This is a genomic window from Dongia sp. (genome assembly GCF_041905885.1).
GTDB lineage: Bacteria > Pseudomonadota > Alphaproteobacteria > Dongiales > Dongiaceae > Dongia.
On record NZ_JAYRKD010000016.1, the window covers coordinates 112,735 to 128,265 of the forward strand.

18 protein-coding genes and 1 pseudogene are annotated in these 15,531 nt (G+C 66.0%); 10 read left to right on the plus strand and 9 right to left on the minus strand.

All coding sequences use genetic code 11. The annotated features are described in order from the left end of the window. Window positions 1-53: 53 nt before the first annotated feature. The 5 genes from ACH2CY_RS16885 to ACH2CY_RS16905 form a co-directional block, all read right to left on the minus strand. A complete protein-coding gene (locus ACH2CY_RS16885) occupies window positions 54-710 on the minus strand; it encodes a hypothetical protein (RefSeq protein ID WP_395020481.1) in 657 nt (218 codons plus the stop codon). 85 nt (window positions 711-795) lie between these two features. After that, complete coding sequence (locus ACH2CY_RS16890; protein WP_395020482.1) at window positions 796-1,263, minus strand: YbaK/EbsC family protein; 468 nt, start codon at window positions 1,261-1,263, stop codon at window positions 796-798. Window positions 1,264-1,273: 10 nt separating this feature from the next. Next, entirely contained in the window at window positions 1,274-2,092 is an 819-nt protein-coding gene (gene proC / locus ACH2CY_RS16895) for a pyrroline-5-carboxylate reductase (RefSeq protein ID WP_395020483.1), read from the minus strand. A 48-nt stretch (window positions 2,093-2,140) separates the two neighbouring features. Further along, complete coding sequence (locus ACH2CY_RS16900) at window positions 2,141-2,650, minus strand: YbjN domain-containing protein (RefSeq protein WP_395020484.1); 510 nt, start codon at window positions 2,648-2,650, stop codon at window positions 2,141-2,143. Window positions 2,651-2,924: 274 nt separating this feature from the next. After that, complete coding sequence (locus ACH2CY_RS16905; protein ID WP_395020485.1) at window positions 2,925-3,785, minus strand: response regulator transcription factor; 861 nt, start codon at window positions 3,783-3,785, stop codon at window positions 2,925-2,927. A gap of 125 nt (window positions 3,786-3,910) precedes the next feature. Between ACH2CY_RS16905 and ACH2CY_RS16910 the strand changes: the two genes are divergently transcribed. Together ACH2CY_RS16910 and ACH2CY_RS16915 are read left to right on the plus strand one after the other, a co-directional pair. Then, window positions 3,911-5,458 (plus strand): amino acid permease, encoded by a 1,548-nt coding sequence (locus ACH2CY_RS16910; RefSeq protein WP_395020486.1) that lies wholly within the window; start codon window positions 3,911-3,913, stop codon window positions 5,456-5,458. A gap of 75 nt (window positions 5,459-5,533) precedes the next feature. After that, complete coding sequence (locus ACH2CY_RS16915; RefSeq protein ID WP_395020487.1) at window positions 5,534-6,304, plus strand: SDR family NAD(P)-dependent oxidoreductase; 771 nt, start codon at window positions 5,534-5,536, stop codon at window positions 6,302-6,304. 10 nt (window positions 6,305-6,314) lie between these two features. Here the strand turns inward: ACH2CY_RS16915 and ACH2CY_RS16920 are convergent, their stop codons facing one another. From ACH2CY_RS16920 to ACH2CY_RS16930, 3 genes are all read right to left on the minus strand, one after another. Continuing rightward, window positions 6,315-6,716: a hypothetical protein gene (locus ACH2CY_RS16920; protein WP_395020488.1), complete on the minus strand. Its 402-nt coding sequence runs from the start codon at window positions 6,714-6,716 to the stop codon at window positions 6,315-6,317. Continuing rightward, window positions 6,706-6,966: a hypothetical protein gene (locus ACH2CY_RS16925; protein WP_395020489.1), complete on the minus strand. Its 261-nt coding sequence runs from the start codon at window positions 6,964-6,966 to the stop codon at window positions 6,706-6,708. The genes ACH2CY_RS16920 and ACH2CY_RS16925 overlap by 11 nt, the downstream gene beginning before the upstream one ends. A gap of 105 nt (window positions 6,967-7,071) precedes the next feature. Then, window positions 7,072-7,395: an accessory factor UbiK family protein gene (locus tag ACH2CY_RS16930; RefSeq protein ID WP_395020490.1), complete on the minus strand. Its 324-nt coding sequence runs from the start codon at window positions 7,393-7,395 to the stop codon at window positions 7,072-7,074. A 127-nt stretch (window positions 7,396-7,522) separates the two neighbouring features. On the opposite strand from ACH2CY_RS16930, the gene lgt reads away from it, so the two are divergent. The 8 genes from lgt (at window position 7,523) to ychF (ending at window position 15,251) form a co-directional block, all read left to right on the plus strand. Continuing rightward, window positions 7,523-8,338: a prolipoprotein diacylglyceryl transferase gene (gene lgt / locus ACH2CY_RS16935; protein WP_395020491.1), complete on the plus strand. Its 816-nt coding sequence runs from the start codon at window positions 7,523-7,525 to the stop codon at window positions 8,336-8,338. Beyond that, window positions 8,335-9,411 carry a class I SAM-dependent methyltransferase gene (locus ACH2CY_RS16940; RefSeq protein WP_395020492.1) on the plus strand — a complete coding sequence of 359 codons (1,077 nt, stop codon included), beginning with the start codon at window positions 8,335-8,337 and terminating at the stop codon, window positions 9,409-9,411. Before lgt ends, ACH2CY_RS16940 begins: the two co-directional genes overlap by 4 nt. Continuing rightward, window positions 9,408-10,172 carry a peptidoglycan editing factor PgeF gene (gene pgeF / locus ACH2CY_RS16945; protein WP_395020493.1) on the plus strand — a complete coding sequence of 255 codons (765 nt, stop codon included), beginning with the start codon at window positions 9,408-9,410 and terminating at the stop codon, window positions 10,170-10,172. The genes ACH2CY_RS16940 and pgeF overlap by 4 nt, the downstream gene beginning before the upstream one ends. 3 nt (window positions 10,173-10,175) lie before the next feature. Further along, entirely contained in the window at window positions 10,176-11,327 is a 1,152-nt protein-coding gene (locus ACH2CY_RS16950; RefSeq protein WP_395020494.1) for a M24 family metallopeptidase, read from the plus strand. Between the two features lie 209 nt (window positions 11,328-11,536). Next, window positions 11,537-12,469 (plus strand): ribose-phosphate pyrophosphokinase, encoded by a 933-nt coding sequence (locus tag ACH2CY_RS16955; RefSeq protein WP_395020495.1) that lies wholly within the window; start codon window positions 11,537-11,539, stop codon window positions 12,467-12,469. A gap of 164 nt (window positions 12,470-12,633) precedes the next feature. Continuing rightward, complete coding sequence (locus tag ACH2CY_RS16960) at window positions 12,634-13,392, plus strand: 50S ribosomal protein L25/general stress protein Ctc (RefSeq protein WP_395020496.1); 759 nt, start codon at window positions 12,634-12,636, stop codon at window positions 13,390-13,392. Between the two features lie 6 nt (window positions 13,393-13,398). After that, window positions 13,399-14,016 (plus strand): aminoacyl-tRNA hydrolase, encoded by a 618-nt coding sequence (gene pth, locus ACH2CY_RS16965; RefSeq protein WP_395020497.1) that lies wholly within the window; start codon window positions 13,399-13,401, stop codon window positions 14,014-14,016. 131 nt (window positions 14,017-14,147) lie between these two features. Further along, window positions 14,148-15,251: a redox-regulated ATPase YchF gene (ychF, locus tag ACH2CY_RS16970; protein WP_395020498.1), complete on the plus strand. Its 1,104-nt coding sequence runs from the start codon at window positions 14,148-14,150 to the stop codon at window positions 15,249-15,251. A 166-nt stretch (window positions 15,252-15,417) separates the two neighbouring features. On the opposite strand, the pseudogene ACH2CY_RS16975 reads toward ychF, so the two are convergent. Further along, window positions 15,418-15,531: pseudogene (locus tag ACH2CY_RS16975) on the minus strand (IS5/IS1182 family transposase); the annotation flags it as partial.

Here is a 15,531-nt window from a genome sequence, read left to right on the forward strand (position 1 = left end):
CAACGACGACCGGCGAAGACCGTTCCGACGTGGAGCAACGCGCGAGGTCGTTGCTAAGCCGCCGCGGGGTCGCCCTTGTGCCGGCGATGGAGCATGCCGGAGAGCCGCTCGGCCTGGCCGAGGCGCTTGTCGATTTCGGCCATGGTCTTGGCGAGATCGTCGCTCTCGTCCTGGGCGAAGGCGCGCAGGCCCGCGAGGTAGATCGCAAGCAGGCCTTTCAGCCGCAAGGCGCCCTTCAAGCCGCTGGCGCTGATCCCCGCGGCTTCCAGGGTGAGCGCCAGCGAGCGCCGGAGCTGGCAGAGCAAGGCGGCGAAGCTGTCGGGCGTCGCCGGCAACTGCCGCATCAGGCGGCGATAGGCTTCGCGGTCGCCTTTCAGGATGTCGAAGCGCCGCATGATGATGTCGAACAGCCGGTCCTTCGCCGTGCCTTCCAGCGGATCGCCGCCGAGGCTGGTCAGGATCCGCTCGTCGATCGCGCGGCTGAGGCCGAGCAGGATCGCGGTCTTGCTGGGATAGACCCGGTGCGCCTCGGCAATCGGCACGCCGGCTTGATCGGCGATCTCGGCGAAGGAGAGGTCGATCCAGCCCTGGGTCTCGACCAGCTTCAGCAGCGCCCGCCGCAAGGCGGCGGCGGAGTCGCCGCCCCCGGCGCGCGCGGGTTTCGGGGCGGTCTTCCGCGCCGCTTTCTTCGCTCCAGCCCGTTTCGCCATGTCCGAGCCTCCCAAGCGTGAATCGATTGTGGTTGAAGAAACTATGGCCCCGCGCCTGTTCTGCATCAAGGCCGGGGGAGGCTTATCAGGCCTTCAAGGCGAGAATTTGACCCTGCGTGACCCGCTGCAGGTCATGCGGTGTCAGCCTAAAGACGGAATGCGGCGAACCAGCGGCGGCCCAGATCTCCGACAAGGCCATCAGTTCTTCGTCGATGAAGGTCTTGAGCTTGATGCCGTGCCCCACCGGCGAGACGCCGCCGATGGCAAAGCCGGTCTCCGCCCGCACGAATTCGGCGTCGGCCTTGCCGATCGATTCGTTGAGTGCGGCCGCGAGCTTCTTCTCATCGACGCGGTTGGCGCCGCTGGCCATCACCAGGATGGCGCGGCCGGAGGGCTTGGCGCGGAACACCAGCGACTTCGCGATCTGCGCGACCGAGCAGCCGATCGCCGCCGCGGCGTCGGCAGACGTGCGGGTCGAGGCGGAGAATTCCTTGATCTCGGTGGCGAGACCCAGCTCGGCCAGCGCCTGGCGGACGCGATCGACGCTGTCCATCGGCCGCCGGCTACTGCGCCAGTTCGCGGGAGCGCCGGGTCGCCGCGGCGATCGCCTTGGTCATCAGCGGCTGCATGCCGTCCGGCGCCATCAGCACGTTCAAGGCTTCGAGCGTCGTGCCCTTGGGGCTGGTCACGTTGATGCGGAGCTGTGCCGCGCTCTCGTCCGAGAGCCGCGCCAGCTCGCCCGAGCCGGAGACGGTCTCGCGGGCAAGCCGCATCGCCATCTCGGCCGGGAGTCCGGCGGCGCGCCCGGCTTCGGCGAGACATTCGATCAAGAGGAAGGTATAGGCCGGCCCGCCGCCCGAAAGCGCGGTCACCGCGTTCAACAGGTCCTCGGCGTCGACCCATTCCACGGTGCCGACGGCTTGCAGCAATTCGCCGCAGAGCGCCAGCCGCTCGGCGCGGACGGAGGTGTCGCGGTAGATCACGCTGACGCCGCGCCCGACCGCCGCCGGGGTGTTCGGCATCGAGCGCACGATCTCCGCATCCGCGCCGAGCCGGTCCTTGAAATAGGCGAGGGTCTTGCCGGCCGCAATCGACAGGAAGGTGGCGTCCGGCCCGACATATTTGCGGTAGTCGGGCAAGGCGTCGTCCATGAATTGCGGCTTCACCGCCAGCAGCAACAGCGCCGGCTTCAGGCCGGCCGGCAGGTCGGCGGCCTTGGTGAGGATGGTGACGCCTTTTGCCTGGACGTCGTCGAGGCCGACCGGGGCGATGTCGATCGCCGTCACCAGCTTCGGGTCGGCGCCACGCGCCAGCCAGCCGCGCAACAGGGCGCCGCCCATCTTGCCGCAACCGACCAGGACCAGCGGTCCCGGCAAGCCCAATGGTTTACCGCGGTCTTGCCGCTGAGCATCAATCATGCAGAGAAGCTATCAGGCTTCGCCGACAGTCTCCAGCATCGCCGCCTGCATCGCCTCTTCCGGGCGCTTGCCACCCCAGATCACGAACTGGAAGGCCGGATAGTAGCGCTCGCACTCGCAGAGCGCCGCTTCCATCAGGTCCTCGAGCTGCTCGACCGCGACGCCGCCGGTCCCGCGCAGCAGGATGGTGTGGCGGAACATCGGCGCGCTCTCTTCCGAGCAGAGATCGAAATGGCCGAGCCAGAGCCGCTCGTTGATCATCGAGAGCAGCTCGGCGGCTTCGCGTTTCTTGTTGGCCGGGACTTTGAGGTCGAACAGGCTGGAGAAATACATGGCGCCGAGATCGGCTTGCCAGACGAAGAACATCCGGTATTCGCACCATTGACCGGCGATCTCGACGATCATCTCCTCGTCATTCGAGCGGTCGTAACGCCATTCATTGGCGCTGACGAGTTCTTCCATGACGTCGAGGGGATTGGATGTCGGGATCGGGGTCGACTCGGTTCGGAGCGTGGCAGTCATCTAAGCGCCCTCCATGCGTCGGCCACCAGGGAATCGGCGCTGGTGGGGCGCTCGACCCCAGGATTTGATGGTAATTTTGTGACTTCCCACCACATTTAGAGTCGCAAATAAAAGACTCCCACGCAAGAGTCCTTTTAAGACACTTTAACAAAATCCAGATTTGGCGCGGGTTTTAGACGTTACGACGCCGCGCTCATGTGACGCTTCGGGTGCGTCGACTCCAATGATTCTGTTTTGTTCCCGTCGACTCCTGGGGTCGACGCGGCGTCGACTCCTACTGGAGCATCGAGCGGATGAACTGCGAGAACAGCTCCTGCTGGCTGGAAATGCCGAGCTTGGCATAGATGCTCTTGCGGTGATTCTTCACCGTGCCCTCGGCGATTTCCAGGCTGCGGGCGATCGAATGGGCCGAATGGCCGCGCAGGATCAACTGCACCACCATCTGCTCCCGGGGCGAGAGCAGGTCCTGGCCGAAACGCTCGAAGGCGAGTTCCATCAGTTGACCCCGCGTCGACCAGGCCGGCGCCCTGCCCGCCTCCGGCCGGTGGCGGAGATGCCGCCAATGCCGGGTCATCGCCGCCCGGACCACCGGCTCCACCATCTTCAGGACCGCGATCTCGGCGTCGCTGAACGGCCGGTTGCCGTTGCTGCGCATCAAGGAATAGGTCGCCATGAAGCCGTCCGGGAGCGGGGCCATGAAGCCGATCTCCTCGGCCAGCGACCCGGATTCCATCGAGATGCAGGGATGCACCTCCCAGGAATTGAAGTATTCGCCCTCGAAGAAATGGTCGGGGGCGAGGTCGCGCATCCGGTAGAGGCCGGGCGGCACCCTTCTCACGCAGGCGGTGAAGAAAGGGTCCAGGAGATAGGCGCCCTTGAGGTAAGCGTCGAGCGCCGCCCCCGGCGCGTGGCCGCGGAATCCGTCATGGAGATAGAGCGGCTCGGCCTCGTCCGGATAGGCGAACACGACGGAGATGTCGTAGGGCACTAGGCGCTCGAGGCTGCGGTCGAGGATTTCGGGGAGCTTCGGGTCGTCGATCGCATCGATGATCGCCGCGGCATGGCTCTGCCAGCCGGCGACCCGTTCCGAAAGCGCGGCGGGATCGACGATCCCGGCGAGAGCAGCAGCCGTCATTGCCTCTCCCCGTCAGGGCTTCGCGGTAGCCCCTTTGGGATATTGCCAGTCAGTGACACCCACCGCAACGTCGCACCAGAGGCGGATTCACGCAGATTCGCCCGGGCGACAGAGGGGGCATTGCAATGACGACACAACCGACCGGCGGCGCCGGCTATTCCGACAGCGATAAGCGGGAGGACGTGAAGGTCCTCCACTCCATGGGTTATGCACAGGAGCTGGAACGCCGCATGAGTCGGTTTTCCAACTTCGCGATCAGCTTCTCGATCATCTGCATCCTGTCGGGCGGCATCAATTCCTTGGGCCAGGGCCTGTCGGGCGTCGGCGGCGCCTCGATCGGCATCGGCTGGCCCCTGGGCACCTTCATCTCCGGCGTCTTCGCGGTCGCCCTGGCGCAGATCTCCTCGGCCTACCCGACCGCCGGCGGCCTCTATCACTGGGGCTCGATCCTCGGTAACCGCGGCTCCGGCTGGCTCACCGCCTGGCTAAATCTCCTGGGTCTGGTCACCGTGCTCGGCGCGATCAATGTCGGCACCTGGACCTTCTTCTACGGCGCCTTCGGCGAGATGCTCGGCCTCTCGATGACCTATACCGAGCAGCTGACCTTCATGATCGTGATCACGGCGAGCCAGGCGCTGATCAACCATCTCGGCATCCGGCTGACCAGCATCCTTACCGATTTCAGCGGATACCTGATCTTCTTCGGCTCGATCGCGCTGGCGGTGGCTTTGTTCGCCTTCGCGCCGAGCTACGACTTCAGCCGGCTCTGGACCTTCAGCAACTACAGCGGCGATGCCGGCGGCGGGGTCTGGCCGCAGATGGACAGCACCGGCTTCCTGTTCCTGCTGGGCCTGCTGCTGCCGATCTACACCATCACCGGCTATGACGCCTCGGCCCATACCTCGGAAGAGACGGTGAAGGCCGCGCATAACGTGCCGAAGGCGATGGTCGGCTCGGTCTGGTGGTCCGGCGTGTTCGGCTGGCTGTTCCTGATCGCGGTGGTGATCGCCATCCCGAACATGGACGAGGCCGCGGGCCAGGGCTGGAACGTGTTCTTCTGGACCATGGGAGTCACGTTGCCGGCGGGGCTGAAGCTGGCGCTCTACGTCGTCATCCTGGTGGCGCAGTATCTCTGCGGGCTGGCGACCGTCACCTCGGTCTCGCGGATGATCTTCGCCTTCGCCCGCGACGGCGGCTTGCCGGGGTCCGGCTACCTGAAGACGGTGAGCCCGAAATACCGCACGCCGGTGGCGGCGATCTGGACCGGCGCGACGCTCGCCGTGGTGTTCACCGCCTACACATCGCTCTACACCACGATCGTCTCGGTGACGGTGATCTTCCTGTTCCTCTCCTTCACCGTGCCGATCACGCTCGGCCTGATCGCCTACAAGAAGACCTGGACCCAGATGGGACCCTGGGACATCGGCAACTGGTACCGCGTCTTCGCCGTGCTCTCGATCATCTCGATGGTGCTGATCTTCATCGCCGGCATCCAGCCGCCGAACGACAAGGCGCTCTGGATCACCATCGGCTTCCTGGTGCTGACCGGGGCGGTCTGGTTCCTGTTCGAGCGCAACCGCTTCAAAGGCCCGCCGATCGGCGAGGAGATCGCCAAGCGCGAGGCGGCGATCCGTGCCGCCGAGAGCGCGGTCGGCGAAACCACCAAGGTCTGACCTTCACTGCGGCTCCGCCGGCCGGCACCCCTTCGCCGGCCGGCGGATTTTTCCTCTCAGCACCGGAGACACAACATGAGCGGCAAGCGGCTGGCCGGACGAAGCACCTTGATCTCAGGCGGCGCCAGCGGCTGCGGCGCGGCCGCGGCGCGGCTGTTCGCGGCCGAGGGCGCCAAGGTCGCGATCGTCGATCGCCAGGCCGAGCTCGGCGAGAAGCTGGCCGCCGAGATCCGCGCCGGCGGCGGCGCGGCGGTCTTCGCCGAGGCCGATGTGAGCAAAGCCGATGCGGTCAAGGCCGCAGTCGCCAAAGCGACGGATGCCTTCGGCCCGCCCACGGCGCTGTTCAACCATGCGGGCTCGATCGTGGTGAAGCCGTTCCTCGAGACCACCGAGGCGGAATACGACTGGCTGATGAACGTGAACGTGCGCTCGATGTTCCTGATGACCCAGGCGGTGCTGCCGGGGATGCTGGCCGCCGGCAAGGGCGCCATCGTCTGCACCTCGTCGATCTCCGCCGTGGCGGCGACGCCGATGGAGGTGCTCTACGACACCACCAAGGGTGCCGCGCATATGTTCGCCCGCGCGATCGCGGTCGAGTATCGCGACCAGGGCATCCGCTGCAACGCGGTCTGCCCCGGCTTCATCAAGACGCCGCATGGGCTGCGCGAGGTCGAGGCGCTCACCAAATACGGCGTCGATGCCTCGGAGGCGGCATTGAAGGCGCAGCAGGGCCGGATGTGCGAGCCGGAGGAAGTGGCCAGCGCCGCGCTGTTCCTGCTCAGCGACGAGGCGAGCTTCGTCAACGGCGCCCAGCTCTTCGTCGATAACGGCTTCACCGCGGTCTAGGCGAAGGGATCTAGGCGACCTGCCGGCGCGGCAGCTTGAAGACGCGGCGCGCCTCGGCCGAGGCGAGTTCTTCGGCTGCGTAGAAGGGCGCGAGGCTGTTCTTCTGGAAGAGATCGGGATTGGCGGCGGCGAAGGCGGCCCAGCCGCGATCGCCGCCGAGGGCGATCCGCTCGTTGATCAGCACCAGGAAGGCGACGGTGATGGTCTCGTGGTAGAGGCCGTTCTTGTCATGGACCGCGGCAAAGGCGCGGAGGTCCTTGCCGAACCGCTCGATCGCCAGGCCCAGCCCGTGCCGCGTGACATAGAGATAGCCGGCGCGGACATGGGCCCGGTGATCGAAGTCGGAAAGCGGCAGCGCGCCGGTGCGTAAGGCTTCGAGGAATTCTTCATCGTCGAGGATTCTATCGGGCATCGCCGGTCTCCTTGAGCGTGTGGCTGTCCGCGGCGGTGAGGCTGAGGCCGTAGATCCGCTTCAGCTCCTTGATCTGCTTCAGGGTCTCCTTCTCGAACGGCGCCTTGCCGTCGAGGGCATGCAGGCAGATGCCTTCGAGGAGATCGCCCAAGGAAATGTCCTTAAGCTCCGCCAGGGCCTTCAGCACCTTCAGCAGCCGCTTCTCGATCCTGACTCCGGTCTGAACCCGCTCGATATCCATGTTTGCCATCCGCTATCTTGGTACATATGTACCACATGGGGTGCGAGAATGCAACCGGGCGAACACGGCCCGAGAACCGCGGGTCAAGCCCCCTGATGACGACTTAAGGCAGGCTCAGTCCGGCTTGGCGAGGTCGTCCTGCGACGCTGTGACGCCGGGGGCGGGTTCCGCCGGAGCGGCGGGCGCGGCGGCGATGCCAAGCCGGCTTTCGATCTCCTGGAGGCGGCGCTCCAGCTTGATCTGCTGCTCGCGGGCGGCCTGGGCCACGGATTTCATGGTCTCGAACTCTTCGCGGCTGACCAGGTTCATCCGGCCGAGCAACCGCTCCAGCTGCTGCTGCACCCGCATTTCGATTTCATGACGCAGGCCCGCCAGCGAACCCAGCGCGCCACTCGCCGCCTTCGCCATGTCGTCCAGCAATCGATTGTCGGTCTGCATTGTCAGTCTCTCCCAAGAGAACGAAAGCGAGCCAAACTTGCTCCGGTTCCTTCTGCCCGATATAACGCGTACGAAGAGATTAGCCAACCCGGCCGCCGCGGTCACCCAACGTGAGATCGAAGCGCAGATGAACTTTCCGAATTTCGATCCGGTCGCCATCGCGATCGGCCCGCTGGAAATCCGCTGGTACGCCCTCGCCTATATCACCGGCATCGTGCTGGCCTGGCGCTACGTGCTCTGGCTGGCGTCGAAGCCGCCGCGCCTCTTGAGCCGCGACAACTGCGACGACCTGGTCACCTGGTGCACCATCGGCATCATTCTCGGAGGGCGGCTCGGCCAGGTTTTCCTCTGGCAGCCGGACTACTACCTCGCGAACCCGATCGAGATCTTCAAGATCTGGAAAGGCGGCATGGCCTTCCACGGCGGGTTGATCGGCGTGATCCTCGCCCTGTTCCTCTATGCCCGCGCCAAGAAAATCCCGTTCTTCGCGGTCGCCGACCCGATCGCCGCGGCGACGCCGATCGGACTCTTCCTCGGCCGCATCGCCAACTTCATCAACGGCGAGCTCTGGGGCCGCACCACCGACGTGCCCTGGGGCGTCATCTTCCCCGGCGGCGGCGACCAGCCCCGGCACCCGAGCCAGCTCTATGAAGCCGCCATGGAAGGCCTCATCCTCTTCATCGTGATGTTCCTGCTGGCGCGGCGCGAGAGCGTGCGCAGCAAGATCGGCACCCTCTCCGGCGCTTTCCTGATCGGCTACTCGATCGCGCGGATCGTCGGCGAGCAGTTCCGCGAGCCGGAAGTGGCGCTCTCCACCGCGATCACCTGGGGCCAGTGGCTGAGCCTGCCGATGTTCCTCTATGGCGTCTATCTGGTCTGGCGCGCGAAGCCGGTTCCGCCGCGCCCCGCCGCCAGCCCGCCGAAACCGACCCCTGGCCGGTGACGCAGGCGGTCACCGGAAACGTCATCGCGCACGAGCTGCGCCGGCGCATCGCCGCGCTCGGCCATGTCAGCGTCGCCGCGTTCATGGAATTGGCGCTCGGCGCCTATTATGCCGAGCGCGATCCGCTGGGCGCCCGTGGCGATTTCACCACCGCGCCGGAGGTCTCGCAGATGTTCGGCGAGATGATCGGCCTCTGGTGCGTCGATCTCTGGTCGCGCATGGGCAAGCCCCAGCCCTTCATCCTGGCCGAGCTCGGCCCAGGCCGCGGCACCTTGATGGCGGATGCGCTGCGCGCGGCGCGGGTTTCACCGGACTTCCTCGCCGCCGCCGAACTCCACCTGGTCGAGATCAACGCCACCCTGATCGCCGTGCAGAAGGCGGCACTCCAGGGTTTCAGGCCGCAATGGCACAAGAGCTTCGACACGCTGCCTCCCGGCCCGATGATCCTGGTCGCCAACGAGTTCTGGGACGCGCTGCCGATCCATCAATTCGTGATGACCAAGGCCGGCTGGCAGGAGCGCGTCGTGGCCCTGAAGGACGACGTCTTCGTCTTCGGCGAGGCCAATCCCGGATCGGAGCGGATCCTGCTGCGCCCGGAACACGGCAAGGCGACGCTGGGCGAAATCGCCGAGATCTCGCCGGCGGGTCTCCGCCTCGCCGCCGCGCTCGGCCGCCGCTTCGCGCGCGCGCCGGGAGCGGCCTTGATCATCGACTACGGCACGATGCAGAGCGGGCTCGGCGATTCGCTGCAGGCGGTGAAGCAGCACCGCTACCATGACCCGCTGATCGATCCCGGCTGCGCCGACCTGACCGCGCATGTGGACTTCGCCGCCTTGGCCGCGGTCGCGCGCGAAGCGGGCGCCTCGACCCATGGCCCGAAGACACAGGGCGCCTTCCTGCAGGAGCTCGGCATCGGGCTTCGCACCCAGACGCTCAAGGCCAAGAGCGATGCCGCGACCTGTGCCGAGATCGACGCCGCGCTCGAGCGCTTGATCGGCGCCGATGGAATGGGCAGTCTCTTCAAAGTGCTGGTCATCGCGTCACCGGACGCACCGCAACCGGCGGGATTATGATCCAACTCGACAACCTCAAAGACCTGCGCGGCATCCGCCACGGCTTTCTGACGAGGCGCGGCGGGGTCAGCGACGGACTCTATGCCTCGCTGAACTGCGGCCTCGGTTCCAAGGACGACCAGGGCGCGGTGGTCGAGAACCGCGCGCGAGCCTTGCGCCACGCCGGCCTCGATCCGGATTCGCTCTCGACCGCTTATCAGGTGCACAGCGCCAAGGTCGCGGTGGTCGACGAGGCTTGGGACGAGACGCAACGCCCGCAGGTCGATGGCCTGGTCACCCGGACCGCCGGGAGGAGTCTCGGCATCCTGACCGCCGACTGCGTGCCGGTGCTGCTTGCCGACCCGGAAGCGGGCGTGATCGGCGCGGCACATGCCGGGTGGAAGGGCGCCATCGGCGGCGTGCTGCAGGAGACCGTGGCGGCGATGGAGCGGCTCGGCGCCCAGCGCGCGCGGATCCAGGCCGGCATCGGCCCGGCGATCGCGCAGAAATCCTACGAGGTCGGCCCGGAATTTCCGCAGCCCTTCATCGACCGCGATCGTGGCAATGCGCGGTTCTTCTCCACGTCGCAGCGCTGCCGCCATTTCATGTTCGACCTCACCGGCTTCGTCGAGCAGGAATTGCAGGCGCTGGGCCTCGACAGCATCGCCCGCGCCGGCCACGACACCTGCGCCGAGGCGGAAGATTTCTTCAGCTATCGCCGCACCACGCTCGCCAAGGAGCCGGATTACGGCCGGCAGATCTCCCTCATCGGATTGGTTTGAAAAATGGCCCTGCATTTCACCAAGGAAGAACTCGCCGGCCGCCGCGCCGCCTCGATCGCCGCGCTGCAGAAGCGCGGCCTCGACGGACTGCTGATGTTCCGGCAGGAGAGCATGTACTACCTGACCGGCTATGACACCTTCGGCTATGTCTATTTCCAATGCCTGTATCTCGGCGCCGATGGCAGGGTGATGCTGCTGACCCGCGCCCCCGATCTCCGGCAGGCGCAGCACACCTCGGACATCCCCGACATCCGCGTCTGGGTCGACGGGCCGGAAGCGAGGCCGGCGACCGAGCTCAAGGAAATCCTCAAGGGCTTCGGCTGCAGCGGCAAGAAGCTCGGGGTCGAATGGGAGGCCTATGGCCTGACCGCGCGCAACGGGATGCGACTGCAGGCAGCCTTCGACGGCTTCGCGACCTTGGTCGATGCCTCGGACCTGGTCAGCCGCCAGCGGCTGGTGAAGAGTGCCGCCGAGATCGCCTACGTGCGCAAGGCGGCGGAGCTCTGCGATCTGGCGCTCGACGAGGCGCATCGGATCGCCACGCCGGGCGCCGACGAAGGCGACATCCTGGCGGCGATGCAATCGGCGATCATCCGCGGCGGCGGCGACGACCCGGCCAACGAGTTCATCATCGGCTCCGGCAACGACGCCCTGCTCTGCCGCTACAAGACCGGCCGGCGCAAGCTGGAGAAACAGGACCAGCTGACGCTGGAATTCGCCGGGGTCTATCGCCACTACCATTCCTGCCTGATGCGCACGATCCCGATCGGCAAGCCACCGGCCCGCCAGGTCGAGATGCACAAGGTCGCGGTCGATGCGCTGGAAGCCTGCAAGGCGGCGCTGAAGCCCGGCCGGCCGATCGGCGAAGTGTTCGACGCCCATGCCCGGGTGCTCGACGCCGCCGGCTACGCCAAGCACCGGATGAATGCGACCGGCTACAGCCTGGGTGCGGTCTACGCGCCGAACTGGATGGACTGGCCGATGTTCTACCACGGCAATCCCGAGCTGGCGGCGCCGGGGCAGGTCTATTTCATCCATCTGATCATCTTCGACAGCGAGGCCGGCCTGGCCATGACCTCCGGCCAGACCGTGCTGGTGACCGAGGGAGCGGCGGAGGTGTTGTCGAAACGACCCACAGACCTCGTCATCCGCTGATGCATGGGTACAACTTTATCATTATATTTCATATCATTAGCGCGTGATTGGGCCGGATTCTTCGGCCTTGCCCGGCCGTCACACCGCTGTTAAATTCCGCCCGCTTTTCGCCCCTGCGAAATCCTAGGGATGGGAGCGCGCCGGCCGATCGCGAAGCGGCTGTCGCGGCAGGGCGAAATGTGGGTTCGGCGCGCGCACCAGAGGCAGAGATGAAGATCCTGACGGGCAACAGCAATCGGCCTCTGGCCGAGGCGATCTCTGCCTATCTGAATTTGCCGCTGGTGAATGCCAGCATCCGGCGCTTCTCGGACATGGAAGTCTTCGTCGAGATCCAGGAGAACGTGCGCGGCGAGGACATGTTCGTCGTGCAGCCGACCTCCTTCCCGACCAACGACAACCTGATGGAGCTGCTGGTCATCCTCGATGCGCTGAAGCGCAGCTCGGCCCGCCGCATCACCGCCGTCGTCCCCTATTACGGCTATGCGCGTCAGGACCGGAAGTCCGGCCCGCGCACGCCGATCTCGGCCAAGCTGGTCGCCAACCTGATCACCACGGCGGGCGCGGATCGCGTGCTGACCGTCGATCTGCATGCCGGGCAGATCCAAGGTTTCTTCGACATCCCGACCGACAACCTGTTCGCAGCACCGGTCCTGATCAAGGACATCAAGGAGCGCTTCCCGGGCAATAACCTCACCATCGTCAGCCCCGACGTCGGCGGCGTGGTGCGCGCCCGCGCCATCGCCAAGCGGCTCGACGCCGACCTCGCGATCATCGACAAGCGCCGCGAGCGCGCCGGCGTCTCGGAAGTCATGCATATCATCGGCGAAGTCGCCGGCACCCGCTGCATCCTGGTCGATGACATCGTCGACTCCGCCGGCACGCTCTGCAACGCCGCGGTGGCGTTGAAGGAAGCCGGCGCCGAGTCCGTCTCCGCCTACACCACGCATGGCGTGCTCTCGGGCGGCGCGGTCGCCCGTGTTTCGGCTTCACCGCTGCAGAGCCTGGTGATCACCGACAGCATCCAGGCGACCGAGGCGGTGCGCGTCTCGCAGACCGTGCGCCAACTGTCGATCGCACCGCTGCTGGCCGAGGCGATGTCGCGGATCAGCGGTGAGAAATCGGTTTCGAGTTTGTTTGATTGAGTCTTTGAGGATTTTGGCGCGCGCGCGCTCCACCAACCCCGCGCGCCAAAATAAGTAAGAGTAGGTTGGTGGGATTGAAAATCCGGTCGGCACCCCTGGAGGCCACCGGTCTTCACGCGAAATGGTTCGCGTGGGGGTATTGCAAAGCCTGAAGGAGAAAACTCATGGCCGCAGCAATCGAAAGCGTCGCCGCGGAAGCCCGCGACCGCGCCGGAAAGGGGGCCGCCCGTGAATCCCGTCGTAACGGTCGCGTCCCCGCCGTCATTTATGGCGATAAGAAGGAGCCGACGCTGATCTCGTTGGATCCGAAAGAGATCGACCGCCTGATCCACAAGAAGACCTTTTACGCGACGCTGCTCGACGTCGACCTCAAAGGCACCAAGCATCGCGTGCTGCCGCGCGACGTGCAGTTCGATCCGGTGACGGACCGCACCCTGCATGTGGACTTCCAGCGCATCGGCAAGGACACCAAGGTCCATGTCAACGTGCCGGTGGTGGTGCGCAACGAAGCCGCCAGCCCGGGCATCAAGCGCGGCGGCGTGGTGAACATCGTGCGCCACGAGATCGAGTTCATCTGCTCGCCGGATTCGATCCCGCAGGCGATCGAGGTCGATCTGACCGGCCTCGAGATCGGCGGCTCGATCCACATCCACTCGGTGAAGCTGCCGGAGAACGCCACCCTGGCCGTGCGTGAGCGCGATTTCACGGTGGTCTCGATCGGCGCCCCCAGCGGCCTCAAGGCCGAGCAGCAGGAAGCGGCGGAAAAAGCCGCTGCGGCTGCTGCAGCTCCGGCTGCGGGTGCGGCGGCTCCGGCCGCGGGTGCGGCGGCTCCGGCTGCCGGCGCTGCGGCTCCGGCCGCGGGCGCTGCCGGTGCGAAGGCTGGCACGGCTCCGGCCGCGAAGGCCCCGGCTGCGAAGAAGTAATATTGCATGCGGTTGCTGGTCGGCCTGGGCAATCCTGGCCCGCGCTACGCCGGCAACCGCCACAATATCGGTTTCATGGCGGTGGACGCGATTGTCCGCCGCCATTCTTTTTCGGCGATCCGCGAACGCTTCCATGGGCTCAGCGCCGAAGGCACGATCGACGGCGAGAAGGTGCTGGCGCTCGCGCCGCAGACCTTCATGAACGATTCCGGCCGCGCGGTGCAGGCGGCGATGACCTTCTACAAGCTGCAACCCGCCGACATCATCGTCATCTATGACGAGATAGATCTGCCGCTCGGCAAGGTGCGCACCAAGCGCGGCGGCGGCGCCGGCGGGCATAACGGCATCCGCTCGATCGACGCGCATATCGGCACCGATTATTGGCGCGTCCGCATGGGGGTCGATCACCCCGGCGAGAAGGAGCTGGTGAAGAGCTACGTCCTCATGGACTTCTTCAAGGAAGAGCATGCGACGGTTCAGGCGATGCTCGATGCCGTTTCCGACGCGATCCCGCTGATGATCGCCGGCGACGACCGGCGCTTCATGAACAAGGTCAGCACCACCCTGAACCCGCGGCCGCCGAAGCCTGACCCGGCTGACCGAGCCGGGCCGAAGCAGGACTGAGGGCCTGAGAAACGCCGTTCCCGGTCACTGGACAGACCGGCTTCTTTCTGTCATCACCGCGCGGCGCGCGACGGGTCGCTTGAGCCCGGCGTTCCGCGCAAATGGTCAAGCTTTCCCGGGACTTAACGACGATGGGTTTCAACTGCGGCATCGTCGGCCTGCCGAATGTCGGCAAGTCGACCCTGTTCAATGCGCTCACCTCGACGGCCGCCGCCCAGGCCGCGAATTATCCCTTCTGCACCATCGAGCCCAATGTCGGGCGCGTGGCGGTGCCGGATGAGCGGCTGGACAAGCTCGCCGTCCTCGCCAAGTCGGCGAAGATCATCGCGACGCAGCTGGAATTCGTCGATATCGCGGGCCTGGTCCGTGGCGCTTCCAAGGGCGAGGGCCTGGGCAACCAGTTCCTCGCCAATATCCGCGAGACCGATGCCATCGTGCATGTGCTGCGCTGCTTCGAGGGCGAGGTCACCCATGTCGAAGGCTCGGTCGATCCCATTCGCGACGCCGAGACGGTCGAGACCGAGTTGATGCTGGCCGACCTCGAAGGCCTGGAGAAGCGCGCCGACAATGCGGCCAAGAAGGCCAAGGGTGGCGACAAGGAATCGAAGGCGCTGCTCGACGTGATGACGCCGGCGCTGGAGGCTCTGCGCGAAGGCAAGCCCGCGCGCACCATCATCGCCAACCTGACCCCTGAGCAGCGGCCGGTCTTGAAGTCGCTGCAGCTCCTGACCGGCAAGCCGGTGCTCTATGCCTGCAACGTCGATGAAAGTGCCGCCGCCACCGGCAATGCGCTGTCGGAGAAGGTCGCCGCCTGGGCCAAGACCCAGGGCGCGGCCACCGTGGTGATCTCGGCCGCGATCGAGGCGGAAGTCGCGGTCCTCACCGACGAGGCCGAGAAGGCGGAGTTTCTCTCGACGCTCGGCCTGGAAGAGACCGGCCTCTCCCGGGTGATCCGGGCCGGCTACAAGCTGCTCGACCTTATCACCTTCTTCACGGTCGGCCCGAAGGAAGCGCATGCCTGGACCGTGCGGCGCGGCGCCAAGGCGCCGGAAGCGGCCGGCGTCATCCACACCGATTTCGAGCGCGGCTTCATCCGCGCCGAGACCATCGCCTGCGACGACTTCATTGCCTGCGGCAGCGAAGCCGCCGCCAAGGAAGCCGGCAAGATGCGCGCCGAGGGCAAGGAATACGTCGTGCAGGACGGCGACATCTTCAATTTCCGGTTCAACGTCTGAGCGCGCGTCCAAGGTAGATAGAATCATTGCGGGGCACCCCCACCCATCCTCCCCCGAAGTCGGGGGAGGGGTTTCTTGGCGCGGCGCCAGCCCTCTTCCTCCCCCGGCTTCGGGGGAGGTGAGGTGGGGTGCCACAAAATCGATGGTGCCGGTCTAGGTAGTGGACTCATAAATACCGGGTCCAGAGGCGGGTTGAGGCGAGAGCGACGGCTGCGAGGAAGTTCCTGGCGAGCTTGTCGAAGCGAGTGGCGATGCGCCTGAAGTGTTTGAGCTTGCAGAA

What these genes read in the sequence shown, in the direction of transcription:
- ACH2CY_RS16885 (WP_395020481.1), bottom strand. Translation starts at nt 710, where the DNA reads ATGGCGAAACGGGCTGGAGCGAAGAAAGCGGCGCGGAAGACCGCCCCG.
- ACH2CY_RS16890 (WP_395020482.1), bottom strand. Translation starts at nt 1,263, where the DNA reads ATGGACAGCGTCGATCGCGTCCGCCAGGCGCTGGCCGAGCTGGGTCTC.
- ACH2CY_RS16900 (WP_395020484.1), bottom strand. Translation starts at nt 2,650, where the DNA reads ATGACTGCCACGCTCCGAACCGAGTCGACCCCGATCCCGACATCCAAT.
- ACH2CY_RS16905 (WP_395020485.1), bottom strand. Translation starts at nt 3,785, where the DNA reads ATGACGGCTGCTGCTCTCGCCGGGATCGTCGATCCCGCCGCGCTTTCG.
- ACH2CY_RS16910 (WP_395020486.1), top strand. Translation starts at nt 3,911, where the DNA reads ATGACGACACAACCGACCGGCGGCGCCGGCTATTCCGACAGCGATAAG.
- ACH2CY_RS16915 (WP_395020487.1), top strand. Translation starts at nt 5,534, where the DNA reads ATGAGCGGCAAGCGGCTGGCCGGACGAAGCACCTTGATCTCAGGCGGC.
- ACH2CY_RS16920 (WP_395020488.1), bottom strand. Translation starts at nt 6,716, where the DNA reads ATGCCCGATAGAATCCTCGACGATGAAGAATTCCTCGAAGCCTTACGC.
- ACH2CY_RS16925 (WP_395020489.1), bottom strand. Translation starts at nt 6,966, where the DNA reads ATGGCAAACATGGATATCGAGCGGGTTCAGACCGGAGTCAGGATCGAG.
- ACH2CY_RS16930 (WP_395020490.1), bottom strand. Translation starts at nt 7,395, where the DNA reads ATGCAGACCGACAATCGATTGCTGGACGACATGGCGAAGGCGGCGAGT.
- lgt (WP_395020491.1), top strand. Translation starts at nt 7,523, where the DNA reads ATGAACTTTCCGAATTTCGATCCGGTCGCCATCGCGATCGGCCCGCTG.
- pgeF (WP_395020493.1), top strand. Translation starts at nt 9,408, where the DNA reads ATGATCCAACTCGACAACCTCAAAGACCTGCGCGGCATCCGCCACGGC.
- ACH2CY_RS16950 (WP_395020494.1), top strand. Translation starts at nt 10,176, where the DNA reads ATGGCCCTGCATTTCACCAAGGAAGAACTCGCCGGCCGCCGCGCCGCC.
- ACH2CY_RS16955 (WP_395020495.1), top strand. Translation starts at nt 11,537, where the DNA reads ATGAAGATCCTGACGGGCAACAGCAATCGGCCTCTGGCCGAGGCGATC.
- ACH2CY_RS16960 (WP_395020496.1), top strand. Translation starts at nt 12,634, where the DNA reads ATGGCCGCAGCAATCGAAAGCGTCGCCGCGGAAGCCCGCGACCGCGCC.
- pth (WP_395020497.1), top strand. Translation starts at nt 13,399, where the DNA reads ATGCGGTTGCTGGTCGGCCTGGGCAATCCTGGCCCGCGCTACGCCGGC.
- ychF (WP_395020498.1), top strand. Translation starts at nt 14,148, where the DNA reads ATGGGTTTCAACTGCGGCATCGTCGGCCTGCCGAATGTCGGCAAGTCG.